Origin of the sequence: Streptomyces sp. NPDC085937 (genome assembly GCF_044540535.1) — a bacterium.
Lineage (GTDB): Bacteria > Actinomycetota > Actinomycetes > Streptomycetales > Streptomycetaceae > Streptomyces.
In genome coordinates, this window is sequence record NZ_JBITSH010000009.1 from 230,317 (window position 1) to 247,567 (window position 17,251).

General features: G+C 70.3%; 12 protein-coding genes and 1 tRNA gene. 6 read left to right on the forward strand and 7 right to left on the reverse strand.

All coding sequences use genetic code 11. The features are described from left to right. Window positions 1–30: 30 nt before the first annotated feature. From ACIF8S_RS20725 to ACIF8S_RS20740, 4 genes are all read right to left on the reverse strand, one after another. Window positions 31–1,410 (reverse strand): OFA family MFS transporter, encoded by a 1,380-nt coding sequence (locus ACIF8S_RS20725; protein WP_400000674.1) that lies wholly within the window; start codon window positions 1,408–1,410, stop codon window positions 31–33. A gap of 123 nt (window positions 1,411–1,533) precedes the next feature. Continuing rightward, window positions 1,534–3,678 carry an acetate--CoA ligase family protein gene (locus ACIF8S_RS20730; RefSeq protein WP_400000675.1) on the reverse strand — a complete coding sequence of 715 codons (2,145 nt, stop codon included), beginning with the start codon at window positions 3,676–3,678 and terminating at the stop codon, window positions 1,534–1,536. Window positions 3,679–3,682: 4 nt separating this feature from the next. Beyond that, window positions 3,683–4,915: a formyl-CoA transferase gene (gene frc / locus ACIF8S_RS20735; protein WP_400000677.1), complete on the reverse strand. Its 1,233-nt coding sequence runs from the start codon at window positions 4,913–4,915 to the stop codon at window positions 3,683–3,685. Between the two features lie 11 nt (window positions 4,916–4,926). Continuing rightward, window positions 4,927–6,609 (reverse strand): thiamine pyrophosphate-binding protein, encoded by a 1,683-nt coding sequence (locus ACIF8S_RS20740; protein WP_400000679.1) that lies wholly within the window; start codon window positions 6,607–6,609, stop codon window positions 4,927–4,929. A gap of 188 nt (window positions 6,610–6,797) precedes the next feature. Here ACIF8S_RS20740 and sucC point away from each other — a divergent pair, with 188 nt between their 5' ends. From sucC to ACIF8S_RS20760, 4 genes are all read left to right on the forward strand, one after another. Next, complete coding sequence (gene sucC / locus ACIF8S_RS20745; RefSeq protein WP_400000680.1) at window positions 6,798–7,928, forward strand: ADP-forming succinate--CoA ligase subunit beta; 1,131 nt, start codon at window positions 6,798–6,800, stop codon at window positions 7,926–7,928. Between the two features lie 14 nt (window positions 7,929–7,942). Next, window positions 7,943–8,827: a succinate--CoA ligase subunit alpha gene (sucD, locus tag ACIF8S_RS20750; RefSeq protein WP_400000682.1), complete on the forward strand. Its 885-nt coding sequence runs from the start codon at window positions 7,943–7,945 to the stop codon at window positions 8,825–8,827. Window positions 8,828–8,925: 98 nt separating this feature from the next. Beyond that, entirely contained in the window at window positions 8,926–10,467 is a 1,542-nt protein-coding gene (locus ACIF8S_RS20755) for an aldehyde dehydrogenase family protein (protein WP_400000683.1), read from the forward strand. A gap of 138 nt (window positions 10,468–10,605) precedes the next feature. Beyond that, window positions 10,606–10,690, forward strand: a tRNA-Leu gene (locus ACIF8S_RS20760). Between the two features lie 74 nt (window positions 10,691–10,764). Here the strand turns inward: ACIF8S_RS20760 and ACIF8S_RS20765 are convergent. Further along, window positions 10,765–12,135, reverse strand: coding sequence for an SMI1/KNR4 family protein (locus tag ACIF8S_RS20765; RefSeq protein ID WP_400000685.1), 1,371 nt, complete (start codon window positions 12,133–12,135; stop codon window positions 10,765–10,767). Window positions 12,136–12,196: 61 nt separating this feature from the next. Further along, window positions 12,197–13,303: a VWA domain-containing protein gene (locus tag ACIF8S_RS20770; RefSeq protein WP_400000686.1), complete on the reverse strand. Its 1,107-nt coding sequence runs from the start codon at window positions 13,301–13,303 to the stop codon at window positions 12,197–12,199. 340 nt (window positions 13,304–13,643) lie between these two features. Between ACIF8S_RS20770 and ACIF8S_RS20775 the strand changes: the two genes are divergently transcribed. Both ACIF8S_RS20775 and ACIF8S_RS20780 read left to right on the forward strand, forming a co-directional pair. Continuing rightward, entirely contained in the window at window positions 13,644–14,915 is a 1,272-nt protein-coding gene (locus ACIF8S_RS20775; protein ID WP_400000688.1) for a PQQ-binding-like beta-propeller repeat protein, read from the forward strand. A gap of 213 nt (window positions 14,916–15,128) precedes the next feature. After that, on the forward strand, window positions 15,129–15,482 hold the full coding sequence (locus tag ACIF8S_RS20780) for a hypothetical protein (RefSeq protein WP_400000690.1): 354 nt from the start codon (window positions 15,129–15,131) through the stop codon (window positions 15,480–15,482). A 166-nt stretch (window positions 15,483–15,648) separates the two neighbouring features. Here the strand turns inward: ACIF8S_RS20780 and ACIF8S_RS20785 are convergent, their stop codons facing one another. Beyond that, window positions 15,649–17,061, reverse strand: a complete 1,413-nt coding sequence (locus tag ACIF8S_RS20785; RefSeq protein ID WP_400000691.1) for an MFS transporter — start codon at window positions 17,059–17,061, stop codon at window positions 15,649–15,651. Window positions 17,062–17,251 lie beyond the last annotated feature (190 nt).

Sequence of the window (17,251 nt, forward strand, 5' to 3'; positions counted from 1 at the left end):
GGTCCGTCGCCCGGCCGCGGGTGCCGCCCGTCAGCCCTCCCCGAGGGGGCGGGGGTTGGGTGTCACCTGCTTCTTCTTCGTCCGTCCCGGCGGGGTCAGGAACAGCGCGACGAAGCCGGCGAACAGTGAGATGCCGCCCGCGAGTCCGAAGGCGCCGTTGTAGCCCCAGGCGGCGACGACCACGGACCCCATGCCCGCGCCGAGACCCGAGACCAGCTTGGAGCTGTAGACCATCCCGTAGTTGGTGGCGTTGTTGTTCTCCCCGAAGTAGTCCGCGGTCAGCGCCGCGAACATCGGGAAGATGGCACCGCCGCCGAAGCCGGAGATCGCGGAGAAGATCAGGAACAGCGGCAGGTTCTTGATCTCCGCCGACCAGATGATGCCGAACTGGGCCAGGCCCAGGATCACGCACACGTACAGCAGACACTGTTTGCGGCCGTAGAGGTCGGAGAGCCAGCCGATCACGCCGCGCCCGGTGCCGTTGACGATCGCCTTCAGCGACATCGCGGTGGCCACGATGCCGGCGGCGAAGCCCGCGTCCTCACCGATGTCGACCTGGAAGGCGATGCCGAAGATGTTCACGCCGGACGTGCAGGCGAGACAGAACCACATCAGCGCCACCCGGCCGGTCCGCCACGCCTCCAGGGGCGAGTACTGCTTCACGGCCGGAGGGTTCTTCTCGAGCGAACGCCGGGCCCGCGGGTCGTCCGGCGGGTTCAGCGGGTCGATGGAGTCCGGCCACCAGTTCTTCGGCGGGTCGCGGAAGTAGAAGCCGGCGACGGCCACCACCGCGGCGAGGAAGACACCGGAGGAGACCAGCACCCAGCGGAAGTTGGAGCCGTCCATGTAGCCGTGGAAGATGAAGACGAAGGGCACCGACCCGTAGGCGAAACCGCCGTTGACGAAGCCGGTCTTGCCGCCCTTGCGCTCCGGGTACCACTTGCCGACCATGTTGACGCAGGTCGCGTACACCATGCCGGCGCCCATGCCGCTGAACACGCCGAACCCGATGAAGGCGAGCGCGACATGCGGCGCGAACGCCAGCGAGAGATAGCCGAGCAGCGTGCCGACCGAGCCGAGCATCATCGCCCACCGCGCGGGCAGCTTGCCGTTCTCCCGCAGCCGCCCCGCCGGGAAGGCCACCGCGGCCTGGCAGAACACCCAGGCGGTCATCATCCAGTAGATGCTGCCGCTCGACCAGCTGTGGGCCTCGTGGAGCGTGTCCTCCGCCGACGCGAACGCGTACTCGGCGGAAGAGATGCCCATCATGCCGACCCAGGGCAGGATCACCATCCACTTGCGCTTGCGGCCCATGATGTCGATGTCGGTCTCACCGACGCGGTAGACCCGCCCGTTCCTGTCGGTCACCTCCCGATAGGGGACGACCCGTGTGACATCCGTGGTTGTCATGTAGTTTGCACCCCTTGCGTCGAAAGAACTGGCCAGCGCCCCCTGTCCCGTGCCTTTCGTGCGCGCCCGGGTCCGGGACCGGCCGGCGCGCACCCGCCGGCCGGCCACCCGGCTGCGTTCACCTCATGAACCGCCTCCCAGCAGTCCGGCCGCCCGCGCCCAGCGGTACTTGGCGCCGAGGACGGCCACCGGCTTCTCCGTCGTGTACGGGTAGGCCACGACCCCGTGCTCGAAGAGGTACTGGCACGCCTCCTCGACCTCCACGTCCCCCGCGAGCGAGGCCACGACGGGCTTGTTGACGCCCCGCTCCCGGAACTCCGCCACCACACGCGCGGTGAGTTCGGCGAACACCATGGGCGGCGTGACGATCGTGTGCCAGTAACCGAGCACCAGCGCGTGGATGCGCGGGTCCTCGAGCCCCAGCCGGATCGTCGCCTCGTACGTCGACGGCGGCTCGCCGCCGGTGATGTCCACCGGGTTCCCGGCCGCCCCGAACGGCGGGATGAACTCCCGGAAGGCGGCGTCCAGATCGGGCGGGATCTCCATCAGCGACAGCCCGTTGTCCGTCACCGCGTCCGACAGCAGCACCCCGCTGCCGCCCGCCCCGGTGATGATCACGACGTTGTCGCCCCGCGGAGCGGGCAGCACGGGCAGCGCCCGCGCGTACTCCAGCATGTCGTTCAGCCCCGGCGCCCGGATCACGCCGGCCTGCCGCAGGATGTCGTCGTACACGGCGTCGTCGCCCGCGAGCGCCCCGGTGTGCGAGCCGGCGGCCTTCGCGCCCGCCGCCGTACGGCCCGCCTTGAGCACCACCACCGGCTTCTTCGGCACGGTCGCCCGCGCGGCCTCGACGAACGCGCGCCCGTCCTTGAGATCCTCCAGGTGCATCGCGATGCACTCGGTGTGCGGGTCCTCCCCGAACCAGGTCAGCAGGTCGTCCTCGTCGAGGTCCGACTTGTTGCCGAGGCCGACGATCGCCGAGACACCCGTCTTCGTGGTCCGCGCGAAGCCCAGGATCGCCATCCCGATGCCGCCCGACTGACTGGTCAGCGCCACCCCGCCCTTGACGTCGTACGGCGTGCAGAACGTGGCGCACAGGTCCTGCCACGTCGAGTAGTAGCCGTAGATGTTGGGCCCGAGCAGCCGGATGCCCAGCCGTTCGGCGATCGCCACGATCTCGTCCTGCAGCTCCTGCTCACCGGTCTCGGCGAAGCCGGACGGGATGAGCACGGCGTTCGGGATCCGCTTGCGCCCCACCTCCTCCAGCGCCCCGGCCACGAACCGGGCGGGAATCGCGAAGACCGCCACATCCACCTCGCCGGGAACGTCGGTGACACTCTTGTACGCCTTGCGGCCCAAGATGTCATCGGCCTTGGGGTTCACCGGATGGATCTCCCCGGCGAAGCCGCCGTCGACGAGGTTGCGCATCACCGAGTTGCCGATCTTGCCGGACTCGCTGGACGCGCCGATCACCGCCACCGACCGCGGCTGCATCAGCCGCCGCATGGAGGTGAGGATCTCCTCCCGGGAGTACCGGCGCCGCTCCTTGGGCAGCCCGTCCGCGAGGATCACCCGGATGTCGGCCGCGACCGCGCCGGCCGGCGTGGCGATCACCGGGTTGAGGTCCACCTCGGCGATCTCCGGGAAGTCCGTGACCAGTTCGGACACCCGCCGGATCTGCTCGGCGACCGCCCAGCGGTCCACACCCTCCTGACCGCGCACGCCGGTGAGGATCTCCGCCGACCGGATCGAGTCGAGCATCGACAGCGCCTCGTCGGCGTCCACCGGCGCCAGCCGGAACGTCACGTCCTTCAGCACCTCGACGAGCACCCCGCCGAGCCCGAACGCCACCACCTTCCCGAACGTCGGGTCGGTGACCGCGCCGACGATGACCTCCTGCCCCTGCGGCAGCAGTTCCTGCACCTGCACACCCTCGATGCGCGCCCCGGCGTCGTACGCCCGGGCGTTCTCCACGATCCGGCAGAACGCCGCCCGGACGTCCGCGGCGCCCTCGACGCCCACGACCACACCGCCGGCGTCGGTCTTGTGCAGGATGTCCGGCGACACGATCTTCATCACCACGGGCCCGCCCAGCCGCGCCGCGCACGCCACGGCCTCGTCGACGTCCCGCGCCAGCTCCTCCCCGGGCACCGCGATGCCGTACGCGTCGGCGATCACCTTGCCCTCGGGCGCGGTGAGCGCGGTCCGCCCCTCGGCACGCACCGCTTCCAGCAGCGCGCGCACCTTCGACGCCCGGTCCTCGGCCATCACGTCAGATCACCCCGTTCGACTTGAGCAGGCGCACTTCCTCGTCGCCGAGGCCGAGTTCGCCGACGTAGACCTCTTCGTTGTGCTCGCCGAGCAGCGGGGAGGCGACCACGTCCACGGGGGAGTCGGACAGCTTCAACGGGCTGCCCACGGTGACGAACTCGCCGCGCTCGGGATGCGGGACGGTCACCACCATCTCGTTGGCGACCAGCGAGCGGTCCTCGATGATCTCCTTGGTGGACAGGATCGGCCCGCACGGGATGTTGTGCGCGTTCAGCCTCTCCAGCACCTCCCACTTGGGCAGCGTCGAGGACCACTCCTCGATCAGCTGGAACATCTTGTTCAGCTTCGGCAGCCGGGCCTCCGGCGTCGCCCACTCGGGGTCGTCCGCCAGCTCCGGCCGCCCGATCAGCTCGCTGATCGGCTTCCACCCGACGGGCTGCACGATCACGTACACGTAGTCGTTGGGGCCGCCCGGCGCGCACTTCACGGCCCAGCCGGGCTGACCGCCTCCGGAGGCGTTGCCGGAGCGCGGCACCTCGTCGCCGAAGTCCTCGTTCGGGTACTCGGCGAGCGGCCCGTGCGCCAGACGCTGCTGGTCGCGCAGCTTCACCCGGCACAGGTTGAGCACCGCGTGCTGCATGGCCACGTTCACCCGCTGCCCGCGCCCGGTGCGCTCCCGCTGGAACAGGGCGGCGAGGATGCCGGCCACCGCGTGCACGCCGGTGCCCGAGTCACCGATCTGGGCGCCCGTGGCGAGCGGCGGACCGTCCTCGAAACCCGTGGTCGACATCGACCCGCCCATCGCCTGCGCGACGACCTCGTACGCCTTGAAGGCGGTGTAGGGGCCGTCCCCGAAGCCCTTGATGGAGGCGTAGACGATGCGCGGGTTGATCTCCCGGATGCGGTCCCAGGTGAACCCCATCCGGTCGACCGCGCCCGGCCCGAAGTTCTCGACCATGACGTCCGAGCGCCGGATCAGCTCGGTGAGGATCTCCTTGCCGCGCTCGGTCTTGGTGTTGAGGGTGATGCTCCGCTTGTTGCAGTTGAGCATCGTGAAGTAGAGGGAGTCGACGTCCGGCAGATCACGCAGCTGCTTGCGCGTGATGTCGCCGGTGGGCGCCTCCAGTTTGACGACGTCCGCGCCGAGCCAGGCCAGCAGCTGGGTCGCGGAGGGCCCGGACTGGACGTGGGTCATGTCGAGGACGCGGATGCCCTCAAGTGCCTTGGGGGTCATGGGCGTTCACCTCACTTGTACATGGTCTGGTTCATGGTCCCGGGGGCGTACGCGTCCGGGTCCACCCAGACGTTGATCAGCGACGGCTTGCCCGACTCCCGGGCGCGGCGCAGCGCGGGGCCGATGTCGGCGGGGTCGCGGACCTCCTCGCCGTACCCGCCGAGCATCCGCGCGAACTCGTCGTAGCGGACGTCCCCGAGGGTGTTGCCGACCCGTTCGCGTTCCTTGCCGTACTTGGCGGCCTGGCCGTAACGGATCTGGTTCATCGAGGAGTTGTTGCCGACGATGCCGACGAACGGCAGGTCGTAGCGGACCAGCGTCTCGAAGTCCCAGCCGGTGAGGGAGAACGCGCCGTCACCGAACAGCGCGACGACCTCCTTGTCGGGCCGGGCCTGCTTGGCGGCCAGCACGAACGGCACGCCGACACCGAGCGTCCCGAGCGGCCCCGGGTCCATCCAGTGACCGGGCGACTTGGGCTGCACGACCTGCCCGGAGAAGGTGACGATGTCACCGCCGTCGCCGATGTAGATCGAGTCCTCGGTGAGGAAGTCGTTGATCTCGCTCACCAGGCGGTACGGGTGGATGGGGGAGGCGTCCGACCGCAGTTGCGGCAGCCGCTTCTCCAGGGCGGTCTGCTCGGCCGCGCGCAGCTCGTCCAGCCACTCCTTCCGCTTCGACGCGCCGCCGTTGACCCGCCCGGAGACTGCCTCGGTCACCGCCTTGAGCACCAGCCCAGCGTCCCCGACGATGCCGAGGTCGATGTCGCGGTTCTTGCCCACCGTGCGGTAGTCGAGGTCGATCTGCACGACCGTCGCGGCCGGGGAGAGCCGCTTGCCGTAGCCCATCCGGAAGTCGAAGGGCGTGCCGACGATGACGATGACGTCGGCGTTCGAGAAGGCGTAGCGGCGCGACAGCTGGAAGTGGTGCGGGTCCCCGGGCGGCAGGGTGCCGCGCCCCGCCCCGTTCATGTAGGCGGGGACGTTGAGGGTGCGCACCAGCTCGACGGCGGCCTCGGTGCCCCGGGTCGTCCACACCTGGCTGCCCAGCAGGATCGCCGGCTTCTCGGCGTGCACCAGCAGGCCGGCCAGCTTCTCGACCGCCTCCGGGTCGCCGGGGGAGCGGGTGGAGGCCCGGTAGGCGCCCTCCCGCGGCACCCGCGCCTTGTCGGCGGGCACCTTCGCGTCCAGCACGTCGCGCGGGATCTCCAGGAAGGAGGGCCCGGGCGCGCCGTGGTAGCACTCGCGGAAGGCCATCGACACCATGTCCGCGGCGCGCGCCGTGTCCGGCACGGTCGCCGCGAACTTGGTGATGGGGTTCATCATGTCGACGTGCGGCAGGTCCTGCAGCGACCCCATCTTGTGCTGGGTCAGGGCCCCTTGGCCGCCGATCAGCAGCATCGGCGACTCCGCGCGGAAGGCGTTGGCGACCCCGGTGACCGCGTCGGTGGTGCCCGGTCCCGCCGTGACCACCGCGCAGCCGGGCTTGCCGGTGATGCGCGCGTAGCCGTCGGCGGCGTGCGCGGCGACCTGCTCGTGCCGTACGTCGACGACCTCGATGCCCTCGTCGACGCAGCCGTCGTAGATGTCGATGATGTGGCCGCCGCACAGTGTGTAGATGCGGTCGACGCCCTCGGCCTTGAGGGCCTTGGCGACGAGATGACCGCCGGAGATGACGTCCTGGGTGTCGTCGGGCATGGCAGAGTCCTGTCCCTTTCCTAGGGGGCGGGGAGCGCTGTCGCGGTACATTGCATACAGTCGACGAATACTGTATGAAGCTTGTTATCCCGCATCCGATGGGTGGTGTCCAGGGGGTGCGCGGCACTTTTCGGTCGCCGGTCCCCGGCCCCACCGGACCCTCCGCGACTTCGCAGACAGGAGCCGAGATGGACCTGTACGAACACCAGGCAAGGGAACTCTTCGCAGACCATGGCATCGTGGTGCCGCGGGCCGAGGTCACCGGCTCGCCCAAACAGGCCCGCGAGATCGCCCGCAGGCTCGGCGGCCGCGTGGTCGTCAAGGCCCAGGTCAAGACCGGCGGACGCGGCAAGGCGGGCGGCGTCAAGCTCGCCGCCGACCCCGCCGCCGCCGAACTCACCGCACGCCAGATCCTCGGCATGGACATCAAGGGCCACACCGTCGGCACCGTGATGCTGGCCCAACCCGTCGACATCGACTGCGAGTTCTACGTCTCCTACGTCCTCGACCGCGCCACCGGCCGCTTCCTCGCCATCGCCTCCGCCGAAGGGGGCATGGACATCGAGGAGGTCGCCGCCACCCGCCCCGAAGCCGTCGCACGCGTTCCCGTCGACCCCGCCGAGGGCGTCACCCCGGCGGTCGCTGCCCGCATCGCCGACGCGGCGGGCCTGCCCGCCCGCACCGTCGACGTCCTGGTCCGCCTCTGGGACGTCCTGGTCGGCGAGGACGCCCTCCTCGTGGAGGTCAACCCGCTCGTCCGCACCCGCGACGGACAGATCATGGCGCTCGACGGCAAGGTCACCCTCGACGACAACGCCCGCTTCCGGCAGATACGTTGGGGCGACGAAGCCGACGCGGGCCATGACCCGCTGGAAGCGGCGGCGGCCGCCAAGGGGCTCAACTACGTCAAGCTCGACGGTGAGGTCGGCGTCATCGGCAACGGCGCCGGACTCGTGATGTCCACCCTCGACGTGGTCGCCGGCTGCGGCGCCCGCCCCGCCAACTTCCTCGACATCGGGGGCGGCGCCTCCGCCCAGGTCATGGCCGACGGACTGTCCGTCGTCCTCTCCGACCCGTCGGTGAAGTCCGTCTTCGTCAACGTCTTCGGCGGCATCACCGCCTGCGACGCGGTCGCCGACGGCATCGTCCGCGCGCTGGACACCGTACGGCTCACCAAGCCGCTCGTCGTGCGCCTGGACGGCAACAACGCGGAACGCGGACGGGCCCTTCTCGGGGAGCGCGCGCATCCGCTCGTCGAACAGGTCACCACCATGGACGGCGCCGCGAGCCGGGCCGCCCACCTCGCCACCACACCCTGAGGAGACCGGACGACATGGCGATCCACCTCACCAAGGAGAGCAAGATCCTCGTCCAGGGCATGACCGGCGGCGAGGGCATGAAGCACACCCGGCGGATGCTCGCCGCCGGCACGAACGTCGTCGGCGGAGTCAACCCCCGCAAGGCGGGCCGCACCGTGGACTTCACGGAGCGCTCCGTCCCCGTCTTCGGCTCCGTCGCCGAGGGCATGGACGCCACGGGGGCCGACGTCACCGTCGTCTTCGTGCCGCCCGCCTTCACCAAGGCGGCGGTGACCGAGGCCGCCGACGCCGGCATCGGGCTCGCGGTCGTCATCACCGAGGGCGTCCCCGTCCACGACTCCGTCGCCTTCCTCGCACACGCCCGCCGAAGGGGCACCCGCGTCATCGGCCCCAACTGCCCCGGCCTGATCAGCCCCGGCCAGTCCAACGCGGGCATCATCCCCGCCGACATCACCAAGCCCGGCCGCATCGGCCTGGTCTCCAAGTCCGGCACCCTCACCTACCAGCTCATGTACGAGCTGCGGGACATCGGCTTCTCCACCTGCGTCGGCATCGGCGGCGACCCCGTCGTCGGCACCACCCACATCGACTGCCTGGCCGCCTTCGAGGACGACCCCGACACCGACCTGATCGTGCTCATCGGCGAGATCGGCGGCGACGCGGAGGAACGCGCGGCGGCCTACATCCGCGACCACGTCACCAAGCCCGTCGTCGGCTACATCGCCGGCTTCACCGCCCCCGAGGGCCGCACCATGGGCCACGCCGGCGCGATCGTCTCCGGATCCTCCGGCACGGCGCGGGCGAAGCAACAGGCACTGGAGGCGGCCGGCGTGCGGGTCGGCCACACGCCCACGGAGACGGCCCGGCAGGTGCTGGCCGTCCTGGACGCCGGCAGCTGAGCCCCCGCGGGGCCGGGCAGCCGTACCTGTCGCTCGCCCGCGCCCCCCGGGGCCAACCCCTTATCTCTCGACCGTGCACCGAGAGCGGAGCGAACCGTATGACACCCACCCTCACCCTCAAGTCCGGCACCGCCTGGGCCGACGCCTGGCAGCGCTGCCTGACCGTCGCCCCGGAAGCCTTCCGGGACGACCGCGTCCTCAACCTCTGGAACGCCACGTGGCAGGCGGACGGACGGGCGCTGCCCGCCGTCAGCCCCGTGGACGGAACCCCCGTCGCGGGCCCGCCCCGCCTGGACCGGGCCACCGCCCGGCAGGCCGTGCGCGCGGCCCTGGACCAGCACCGCGCCTGGCGGCACGTCCCGCTGCCGGAACGCCGGGCCCGCGTCGCCGCCACCCTGGACGCGCTCGCCGAGCACCGCGACCTGCTCGCCCTGCTGCTCGTCTGGGAGATCGGCAAGCCCTGGCGCCTGGCCCGGGCCGACGTCGACCGGGCCATCGACGGGGTCCGCTGGTACGTCGACGGCATCGACACCATGCTCGACGGCCGCACCCCGCTCGACGGACCCGTCTCCAACATCGCCAGCTGGAACTACCCGATGAGCGTGCTGGTCCACGCCCTGCTGGTGCAGGCACTGGCCGGCAACGCGGTCGTCGCCAAGACCCCGACCGACGGCGGCGTCGCCTGCCTCACCCTGGCCACGGCACTCGCCGCCCGCGAGGGGATCCCGGTCACCCTCGTCAGCGGCGGCGGGGGCGAGCTGTCGGAGGCGCTGGTACGGGCGCCGGAGATCGGCTGCGTGTCCTTCGTCGGCGGACGCGACACCGGTGCGGCGATCGCCACGGCAGTCGCCGACCTGGGCAAACGCCACATCCTCGAACAGGAGGGACTGAACACCTGGGGCATCTGGAACTACTCCGGCTGGGACACCCTGAGCGCGGTGATCCCCAAGCTGTTCGACTACGGGAAGCAGCGCTGCACGGCCTACCCGCGCTTCGTCGTCCAGCGCAGCCTCTTCGACGAGTTCCTCGCGGCCTACCTCCCGGCCGTCCGCACCCTGCGGACCGGCCACCCCCTCGCCGTCGAGCACCCCGACGACCCGTACCCGACGCTCGACTTCGGTCCGGTGATCAACGCGGCGAAGGCGAAGGAGCTCCACGACCAGGTCGCCGAGGCCGTCGACCGGGGCGCCGTCCCGCTGCACCGGGGCACCCCGGCCGGCGCCCGCTTCCTGCACGGCCAGGACACGTCGGCGTACGTCCAGCCCGTCACGCTGCTCAATCCGCCGCGCTCCTCCCCGCTGCACCACGCGGAGCCGTTCGGCCCGGTCGACACGATTGTCCTGGTCGACACGGAGGCCGAGTTGCTGGCCGCCATGAACGCGTCCAACGGCGCCCTGGTGGCCACCCTCTCCACGGACGAGCGGTCCACCTTCGACCGGCTCGCCCCGCACATCCGCGCCTTCAAGATCGGCCACGGGGTGCCCCGCTCGCGCGGAGACAGGGACGAACTGTTCGGCGGCTTCGGGGCGTCCTGGCGCGGCGCCTTCGTCGGCGGCGAGCTTCTGGTGCGGGCGGTGACCCGCGGCCCGGCGGGGGAGAGGCTGCCGGGCAACTTCCCGGACCACCAACTGATGCCCTGAGCCCGTCGCGGCCCGGCCGCGCACGCTGCCGTCCGCACCGCCTCCCGGGCGACGGAAACGCAGGTGAAAGGCACTGCGAAACCTTGGTATGGTTGTCCATGTCGCCGCGGGGACCACCCCGCATGCGACAGACACCTTGTCCGGGTGGCGGAATGGCAGACGCGCTAGCTTGAGGTGCTAGTGCCCTTTATCGGGCGTGGGGGTTCAAGTCCCCCCTCGGACACTTGGCTCCATCGAGGGCCCCGACCAGACGGTCGGGGCCCTCGAGGCGTTCCGGGCCCCGGCCGGCGGGCCGTCTCATGAGGCCGTCCCCTCCAGCACTGTGATCTCGGTGATCGGCGATCGGCCGTGGAGGACGAGGATCTCGTTGGCGAGGGCGATGATCTGCAAGGGGTTGTCCCGCTGCCGGCGGGCCTCGATCCCCGCGGCGAGGAGGCCGGTGGGCACGGCTCCCGCGTCGAGAAGGACGCGCCACTCCGCAGGCGGGAGGCTCAGATACTCGAGGTGGGTGAGCCGGGATATCTCGCACGGATCGGCGAGAGTCCCCTCGTACGCACAGAGGGTCCGCAGGCGTGGCAGGCCGAAGACCGGGGCGAGGCTGAGGGGCTTCTCCTTCCACACTCCGATGCTGAGGACCTCCAGACCCGGGTGGGCGGCGGCCTCGACGCTGGGAACGGAGACGTGATTGACATGGGCGACGAGCGGGGGCCGTTCGACCCTCGGCACCGGCCTGCCGCCGAAGTGACCGTGGACGACCATGTCGGTGAGGGAATCGGCGACCAGCCCGGCACCGATGTTCCCCTCGTGGCCGATGATGATCACCTGTCCCACGTGCCCGTCCGGCCCCGGTGTGACGTCGACGGCGATACGGTCCCCGCCCCCGTTGTCACCGAAGACGATCCAGCCCGGCGAACCGACGAGCTGCTGCACGGAGTCCTCGGGACCCGTCTCGACCGCCTCCATGGCGCCGAACCGCCACAGCACGTGCCGGGACGCGGCGTCGGCGACGTACACCTCGCCGAGGGGGAACAGCTCGCAGCCGATGATGTCGTACGGGTCCCGGGAGTCGTCCCAGTCCTCGTACCGGCCACGGACGACCTGGTACAGGGCCCGCAGTTCGGGCGGCAGCGGCACGCCGAGGCGCGCCTCGGCCGCCGCGATCTCCTCCTCGGTGGCCCCCACCGCGTCCGGGAGCCGCTCGCGCAGAGTGCGCCGCAGCAGTTCCACGTCCGCCGACGCAGCCGGCACCGCGTCCGGCACCGGATCGGGCAGGCGGCGCACCGGCTCGGGCAGTGCCCCGTCCGCGAGGAGGAGCGCGCCGGGGTGCGCGGTCGCGATGCCCGGCTCGGTGGAGGAGCTCGATTCGATCAGGTGCAGCCGGACACCACCGGGCGTGGACGCGGCCTCCACGACGAAGGAGACCCCACTGCTCCCGTCCTCCTTGAGCGCCTCGACGACCAGGCCCACGGCGTCGAACTCGTCCTGGTTGTCCGAGACCAGTGAGGCACGCCCCGGCTGCGGGGGCCGGTACGGGAGGGGAACACTCCACGCACCGGGACCGATCTGCCCTGAGACGTGCCCGCCGGGCGCGCAGAGGGTGTCCGCGTGCGCGGCGTGCAAAAGGCGCAGCAGGGGCTGCCAGGTGGCGATGTCATGGAGCGAGGGCACGGAAGAACCTCCTGAGGTGTGCCGGCTGATTGTGGATCATGAAGGGGGCGCGGCACCACCGTCACAGCAGGACGAGCAGCTTGGTCCCCGGGACCAGCTTGCGGTTGACCGAGGTCGACTGGACGAACACCGTGTAGGCCTCGTTGCTCCCCGGCGTCACCGTGACCTCCGTCGACGGCAGGCCGAGGAGCTGACGGGCGGCGGGACCGGTGAACACCTTCCCGGTCATGCGGCCGGTGGCCGGGTCCTTCTCCGCCACCGCTATCTGCTTGCGGGCCTGGATCTTCTCGCGCTTGGACAACTCGTAGAACGCGCAGCCGGTCTTGTACGGATGCCCGGCGCTGGTGACGAAGTCGCGGATCGACGTGGCCTGGTCCACCGGGATCAGCACGTACTTGCCGGCGTCGAGGGCCTGGAGGTTCGACGTCACGTCCGCCGCGCTCAGGTCCTCGCCCATCGCGAAGAGGTTCCGGGTGCCGCGCACGCCCTGCTCGCGGTCGCGCAGGAACCTCGTGGCGGCGGTCTTGACCGCACCGATCGCCTCCTCGACGCCCTGGTCGGAGTCCGCGTCCCAGATCGAGATGTTGCCCGTCGGGAAGCCGTACTGCTGGGCTGTGCGCTTGGCCAGGGAGTTCGGCACCATGATGGCGGAGGTCCAGTGGTCCGGCAGGGTGTTCATCTTGTCCGCGATGCGGCCACGCCACTCGTCCAGGACGGCGCGGCCGTCGGGCAGGAGGTCGTGGCGCGCGCCGGTCGTGTCGGCGCCGGAGGCGTTCTCCTCGCCGTCGGTGACGACGACCTGGAGAAAGCTGTGCTCGCCGTACTCCTCCCAGATGTGACCGAGGTCGTCGAGTGCCTTCACCGACGCCTGGATCAGTGCCGTCGCACCGTTCTCGACGGTGTACAGGCCGCGCATGGACGGCAGGTGCTTGACGTCCATGTCCCACACCAGGTTCTCCACCAGGTGGTCGAAGGCGTACAAGCTGATCCGGGTCTCGTGCCCGAGCCGGTCCGACTCCTCCGCCAACCCCTTCACGAACTCGTCCACCACACGCACGAGTTGCTCGGAGTGGCCTCGCATCGAACCGGACTTGTCGATGACGAGAGCGACGTGGTTCACGAAGTGCTTCTTGAGCCGGTCCTTCACCGTGGCGCTCATCGCGTCCATCCCTTTCCCCCTCAGCCGCCGGGGAGCTCCCCAACGCCCTTTTCCGCAGGCGGACGTGTCCACCCACAGCGTGAACGCCGGGATGGACTCTGGTCCGTCCAGATGACGGCTTCACCTTAGGACGGGGGACTGACAACAGGACTGAGCTGAGGACTCCGTGGTTCCGAGGGTGTGCCTGGCACGTCTCGAATGCTTCACGGTGCTGTCCCGGTCGCGATCCCGTCGTGGGGACATCGCAGGAGCCCGGCTAACGTTCCAGGTCACAGGGGCACCCGCCTGTATGTTCGGTACGGCGTGGCCCGCACGTTCATGTTCCTGACGCTCACGGGGGTACGGCGAAATGGCCGAGCGAAACAGCACGTCGGACGACAGAACGCCGGGGGAGCCGGGGTTCTCCTCCCGTCGGCGTCTGCTGCGGTTGGCCGCCGGGGGTCTCACGCTGGCCACCCTGACCGCCGGCGCGGTCGGCTGCGACGACGGCGCGGTGGAGGCCGAGGACCCGGCAAGCGCCGGCGGCGAGAAGCCGAAGGGTGAGGACGAGAAGCCCGGCGACAGCGCTACGGGCGGGGGCGGCAAGGCCCCGAAGCCGCTGTGGACGAAGACGACCTCCGCGGAGACGTACGGGGACAACGACGAACTCGTGGTCGCCGCCGGTGTCGTGCTCGCCAGCGGCAGCCCGCTGGCAGCCCTCGACACCGCGACCGGTAAGCAGAAGTGGTCCCTGCCGGGCGGCGTGATCCCCGGCGCGCCCCTGCTGCTCGGCAAGGACACGCTGTACCTGGCCGGCAGTCGGTACGACGGCACCGTCACCGGATACGACCCGGCCTCGGGCAAGGAGACCTGGCGCAGCCGCCTGGGCACGGGCTACCGGCAGCCCCGGCCCGTCGCGGTGGACGAGACGCAGGTGTACGTCGTCGCCGAAATCCTCGAGGACGACGGGTCGTCGAAGACCAACGTCATCGCGGCCCTCGACAGCGGCACCGGCAGGATCGCCTGGAAGGAACAGCGCGACCTGGGCACCATGCAGAACGGCATTCACGCCGCCGTCCGCGGCCGCCACCTCGTCTACACCGACTTCAGGAAGAACCTCACCGTCCGCGACACCGCCACCGGCGGACAGGTGTGGACACGGAAGACCACGAAGACGAACTGCGGCTTCTTCGCCGTGCACGAGGACCTGGTCATCGTCCCGCAGGGGAGTGTCCTTCAGGCCTTCGACCTCTCCGACGGCACCGAGAAATGGACCCTGAAGTCGTCGGAGTTGGACCTCTTCAAGGAACCGGCCGTGCTGGAGGACGTGCTGTACATCGCCGACAGCGCACGGACGTTGCGGGCGGTCGACCCTCGAACGGGCAAGATCCTCTGGCAGTCGACGGCCCTCGCCGACGCGGGACTCCAGGTGCCGCGCCAGTACGTCAAGGTGGGGGACACCCTCTTCGGTGGCACGGACCTGGACGCGAAGGGCGGCATCATCGCCATGGACGCGAAGACCGGTGACGTGCGCTGGACGTTCAACGACGGCAGCGGTGACCACCACGCCTGGCTGGCGGCCACCGACGGCGAACGCCTCTTCGCCCTGCACGGCACCGCCCTGCACGCACTGCCGGTGTGAGGCACGGGCAGTGCGCCGCGCCGATGGGCGTGGTGCGCTCAGAGGCCGGCCGATCATCACGATGTCCGGTGCTCCGGTCCGTGAGACTCGCATGCACCATTGTCGGCCAGCTTGCGGGGAGTTCCTCCCGCACCGTTGAGTGAACGCCTTTGATGGTTGATGGTTCATCTAAAGCTGTGCTCATCGGAGCTCCGACCGGAAGGAACCACGACTATGAAGAGCCTGCCCAGGAAGCTGGCGCTGGGTGCCGTGGCGGCCGTCGCCATGAGCCTCGCGCTCCCGGCAGCCCCGGCCTTGGCGACCGAGGAGATCGACTGTGGCGCGGGCACGGATGCCGTGCGGGTGACGTACCTGGAGAACGGCACGGAGCTCAGCCGGTGCTGGACAGGACGCGGTGACGTTTCGCTCGGACAGGGCGGGGTCACCTCCTTCTCCTCGGGTGCCCACGAGGTGGTCGTCTTCTGGCAGACGAACCTGGGATGGGACGTCGCAGTACTCCCGCCCCACACCCTGGCCCCCTTCGCCGGGGCCGGCGCCCACCACGTCTTCGGTTTCCACGTCAGGTGATGGCCGACGCCGGCTGGTTATTCCGTAGAGAGTGGCGACCAGGCGACTCCGGCCGGTCCGGCCACGGCTGACGTTTCTGGTGCCGACGCGCCGCACGGGAACGGTACGCAGAGGCCCTCCGCGTCCGGGTATCGGACGCGGAGGGCCTCAGTGGTGCGGGGAAAGCTCAGGAAGTCGCCGCGCTGACAGCAGCCTTCTCGCGGGCCGTCGCCTCGGCGGCCTCGCCCTCCTCCAGCCCCACATCCTTCGTCTCCCGCCCCAGCAGCAGCGCCACCAGCGTCAGCAGGGCCATCGAGGACAGGTAGACGCCGACCAGCCATGGGGAGCCGTCGCCGGCCTCCCACAGGGCCACCGCTATGAAGGGGGCGACGGCCGCGCCGAGGATCGAGCTGACGTTGTAGGAGATGCCGGAGCCCGTGTAGCGCACGCTCGTCGGGAAGAGTTCCGGCAGCAGCGCGCCCATCGGGCCGAACGTCATGCCCATCAGCGTGAAGCCGAACACCAGCCACAGCACCACGCCGACCGTGCCCAGGCCGATCAGCGGCACCCAGACGAGACCGAACACCAGGATCCCGGCGGTGACCGCGATCAGCGTGGCACGCCGGCCGTAACGGTCCGCGAGCGGGCCGGAGATCAGGGTGAACGCCGCGAAGAACAGCACACCGAAGATCATCATCAGTACGAACGTCGTGTAGTCGTAGCCCAGTCCCGGCACGTCGGCGTCCTCGGCCGTACGGCCGTAGCTCAGTGAGAACGTCGTCATCAGATAGAAGAGCACGTACGTCGCCAGCATGAAGAACGTGCCGAGGACCAGTTGCTTCCAGTGGTTGCGGAAGACCGTCGCCAGCGGCAGCTTGCGGACCAGCCCCGCCTCGCGCGTCTTGGCGAACACCGGCGCCTCGACCAGGCGCATCCGCACCCACAGGCCGATCGCGACCATCACCGCCGAGAACAGGAACGGGATGCGCCAGCCCCAGTTCAGGAAGGCCTCGGACGGCTTGGAGGGGTCGGCGCCGGCCGCGGACGGCAGCAGCGCGCCGATGGCCAGGAACAGACCGTTGCCGATGATGAAGCCCAGCGGGGCGCCCAGTTGCGGGAAGGTGCCGTAGAGGGCGCGCTTGCCCTTCGGGGCGTTCTCGGTGGCGACAAGGGCCGCGCCGCTCCACTCGCCGCCGAGCGCGAAGCCCTGCGCCAGCCGCATCAGCACCAGCAGCGCGGTCGCGACCCAGCCGGCCTGCGCGTAGGTGGGCAGGACGCCGATGAGGAAGGTGGCGATGCCCATGGTGAGCAGGGACGCCACGAGCGTTCCCTTGCGGCCGAGGCGGTCGCCGAGGTGGCCGAAGACCACCGCGCCGATCGGCCGGGCGACCATCGCGGCGCCGAACACCGCGAAGGACGAGAGCAGTGCCGTGGTGGGGTCGCTGCTGGGGAAGAAGAGCGTGGGGAAGACCAGTACGGCGGCGGTCGCGTAGATGTAGAAGTCGTAGAACTCGATCGTCGTGCCGATGAGGCTGGCGATGAGGACGCGCGAACGCGAGTTGACGGGAGCCGGGGCCGGACTGGTGGTTGGTGCGGGCATTTCACGGTCTTTCCACGGGGAACGATCGCTCCACACTGTCAGAAGTCTCATGCCTCAGGAACGGCGTACCAAGATATGAGACGAATTCGGTCTGACCTGGGCGCGGAAAATATGTGGCCTCGTGGGGACCCGTCTCCCTACACTCAGCGGGCAGGCGCCGCCCGCTTCCGGGCCGCGCGCACCGACCAGG

Coding starts and splice junctions, on each gene's coding strand:
- ACIF8S_RS20725 (WP_400000674.1), bottom strand. CDS start 1,410: ATGACAACCACGGATGTCACACGGGTCGTCCCCTATCGGGAGGTGACC.
- ACIF8S_RS20730 (WP_400000675.1), bottom strand. CDS start 3,678: ATGGCCGAGGACCGGGCGTCGAAGGTGCGCGCGCTGCTGGAAGCGGTG.
- frc (WP_400000677.1), bottom strand. CDS start 4,915: ATGACCCCCAAGGCACTTGAGGGCATCCGCGTCCTCGACATGACCCAC.
- ACIF8S_RS20740 (WP_400000679.1), bottom strand. CDS start 6,609: ATGCCCGACGACACCCAGGACGTCATCTCCGGCGGTCATCTCGTCGCC.
- sucC (WP_400000680.1), top strand. CDS start 6,798: ATGGACCTGTACGAACACCAGGCAAGGGAACTCTTCGCAGACCATGGC.
- sucD (WP_400000682.1), top strand. CDS start 7,943: ATGGCGATCCACCTCACCAAGGAGAGCAAGATCCTCGTCCAGGGCATG.
- ACIF8S_RS20755 (WP_400000683.1), top strand. CDS start 8,926: ATGACACCCACCCTCACCCTCAAGTCCGGCACCGCCTGGGCCGACGCC.
- ACIF8S_RS20770 (WP_400000686.1), bottom strand. CDS start 13,303: ATGGACGCGATGAGCGCCACGGTGAAGGACCGGCTCAAGAAGCACTTC.
- ACIF8S_RS20775 (WP_400000688.1), top strand. CDS start 13,644: ATGGCCGAGCGAAACAGCACGTCGGACGACAGAACGCCGGGGGAGCCG.
- ACIF8S_RS20780 (WP_400000690.1), top strand. CDS start 15,129: ATGAAGAGCCTGCCCAGGAAGCTGGCGCTGGGTGCCGTGGCGGCCGTC.
- ACIF8S_RS20785 (WP_400000691.1), bottom strand. CDS start 17,061: ATGCCCGCACCAACCACCAGTCCGGCCCCGGCTCCCGTCAACTCGCGT.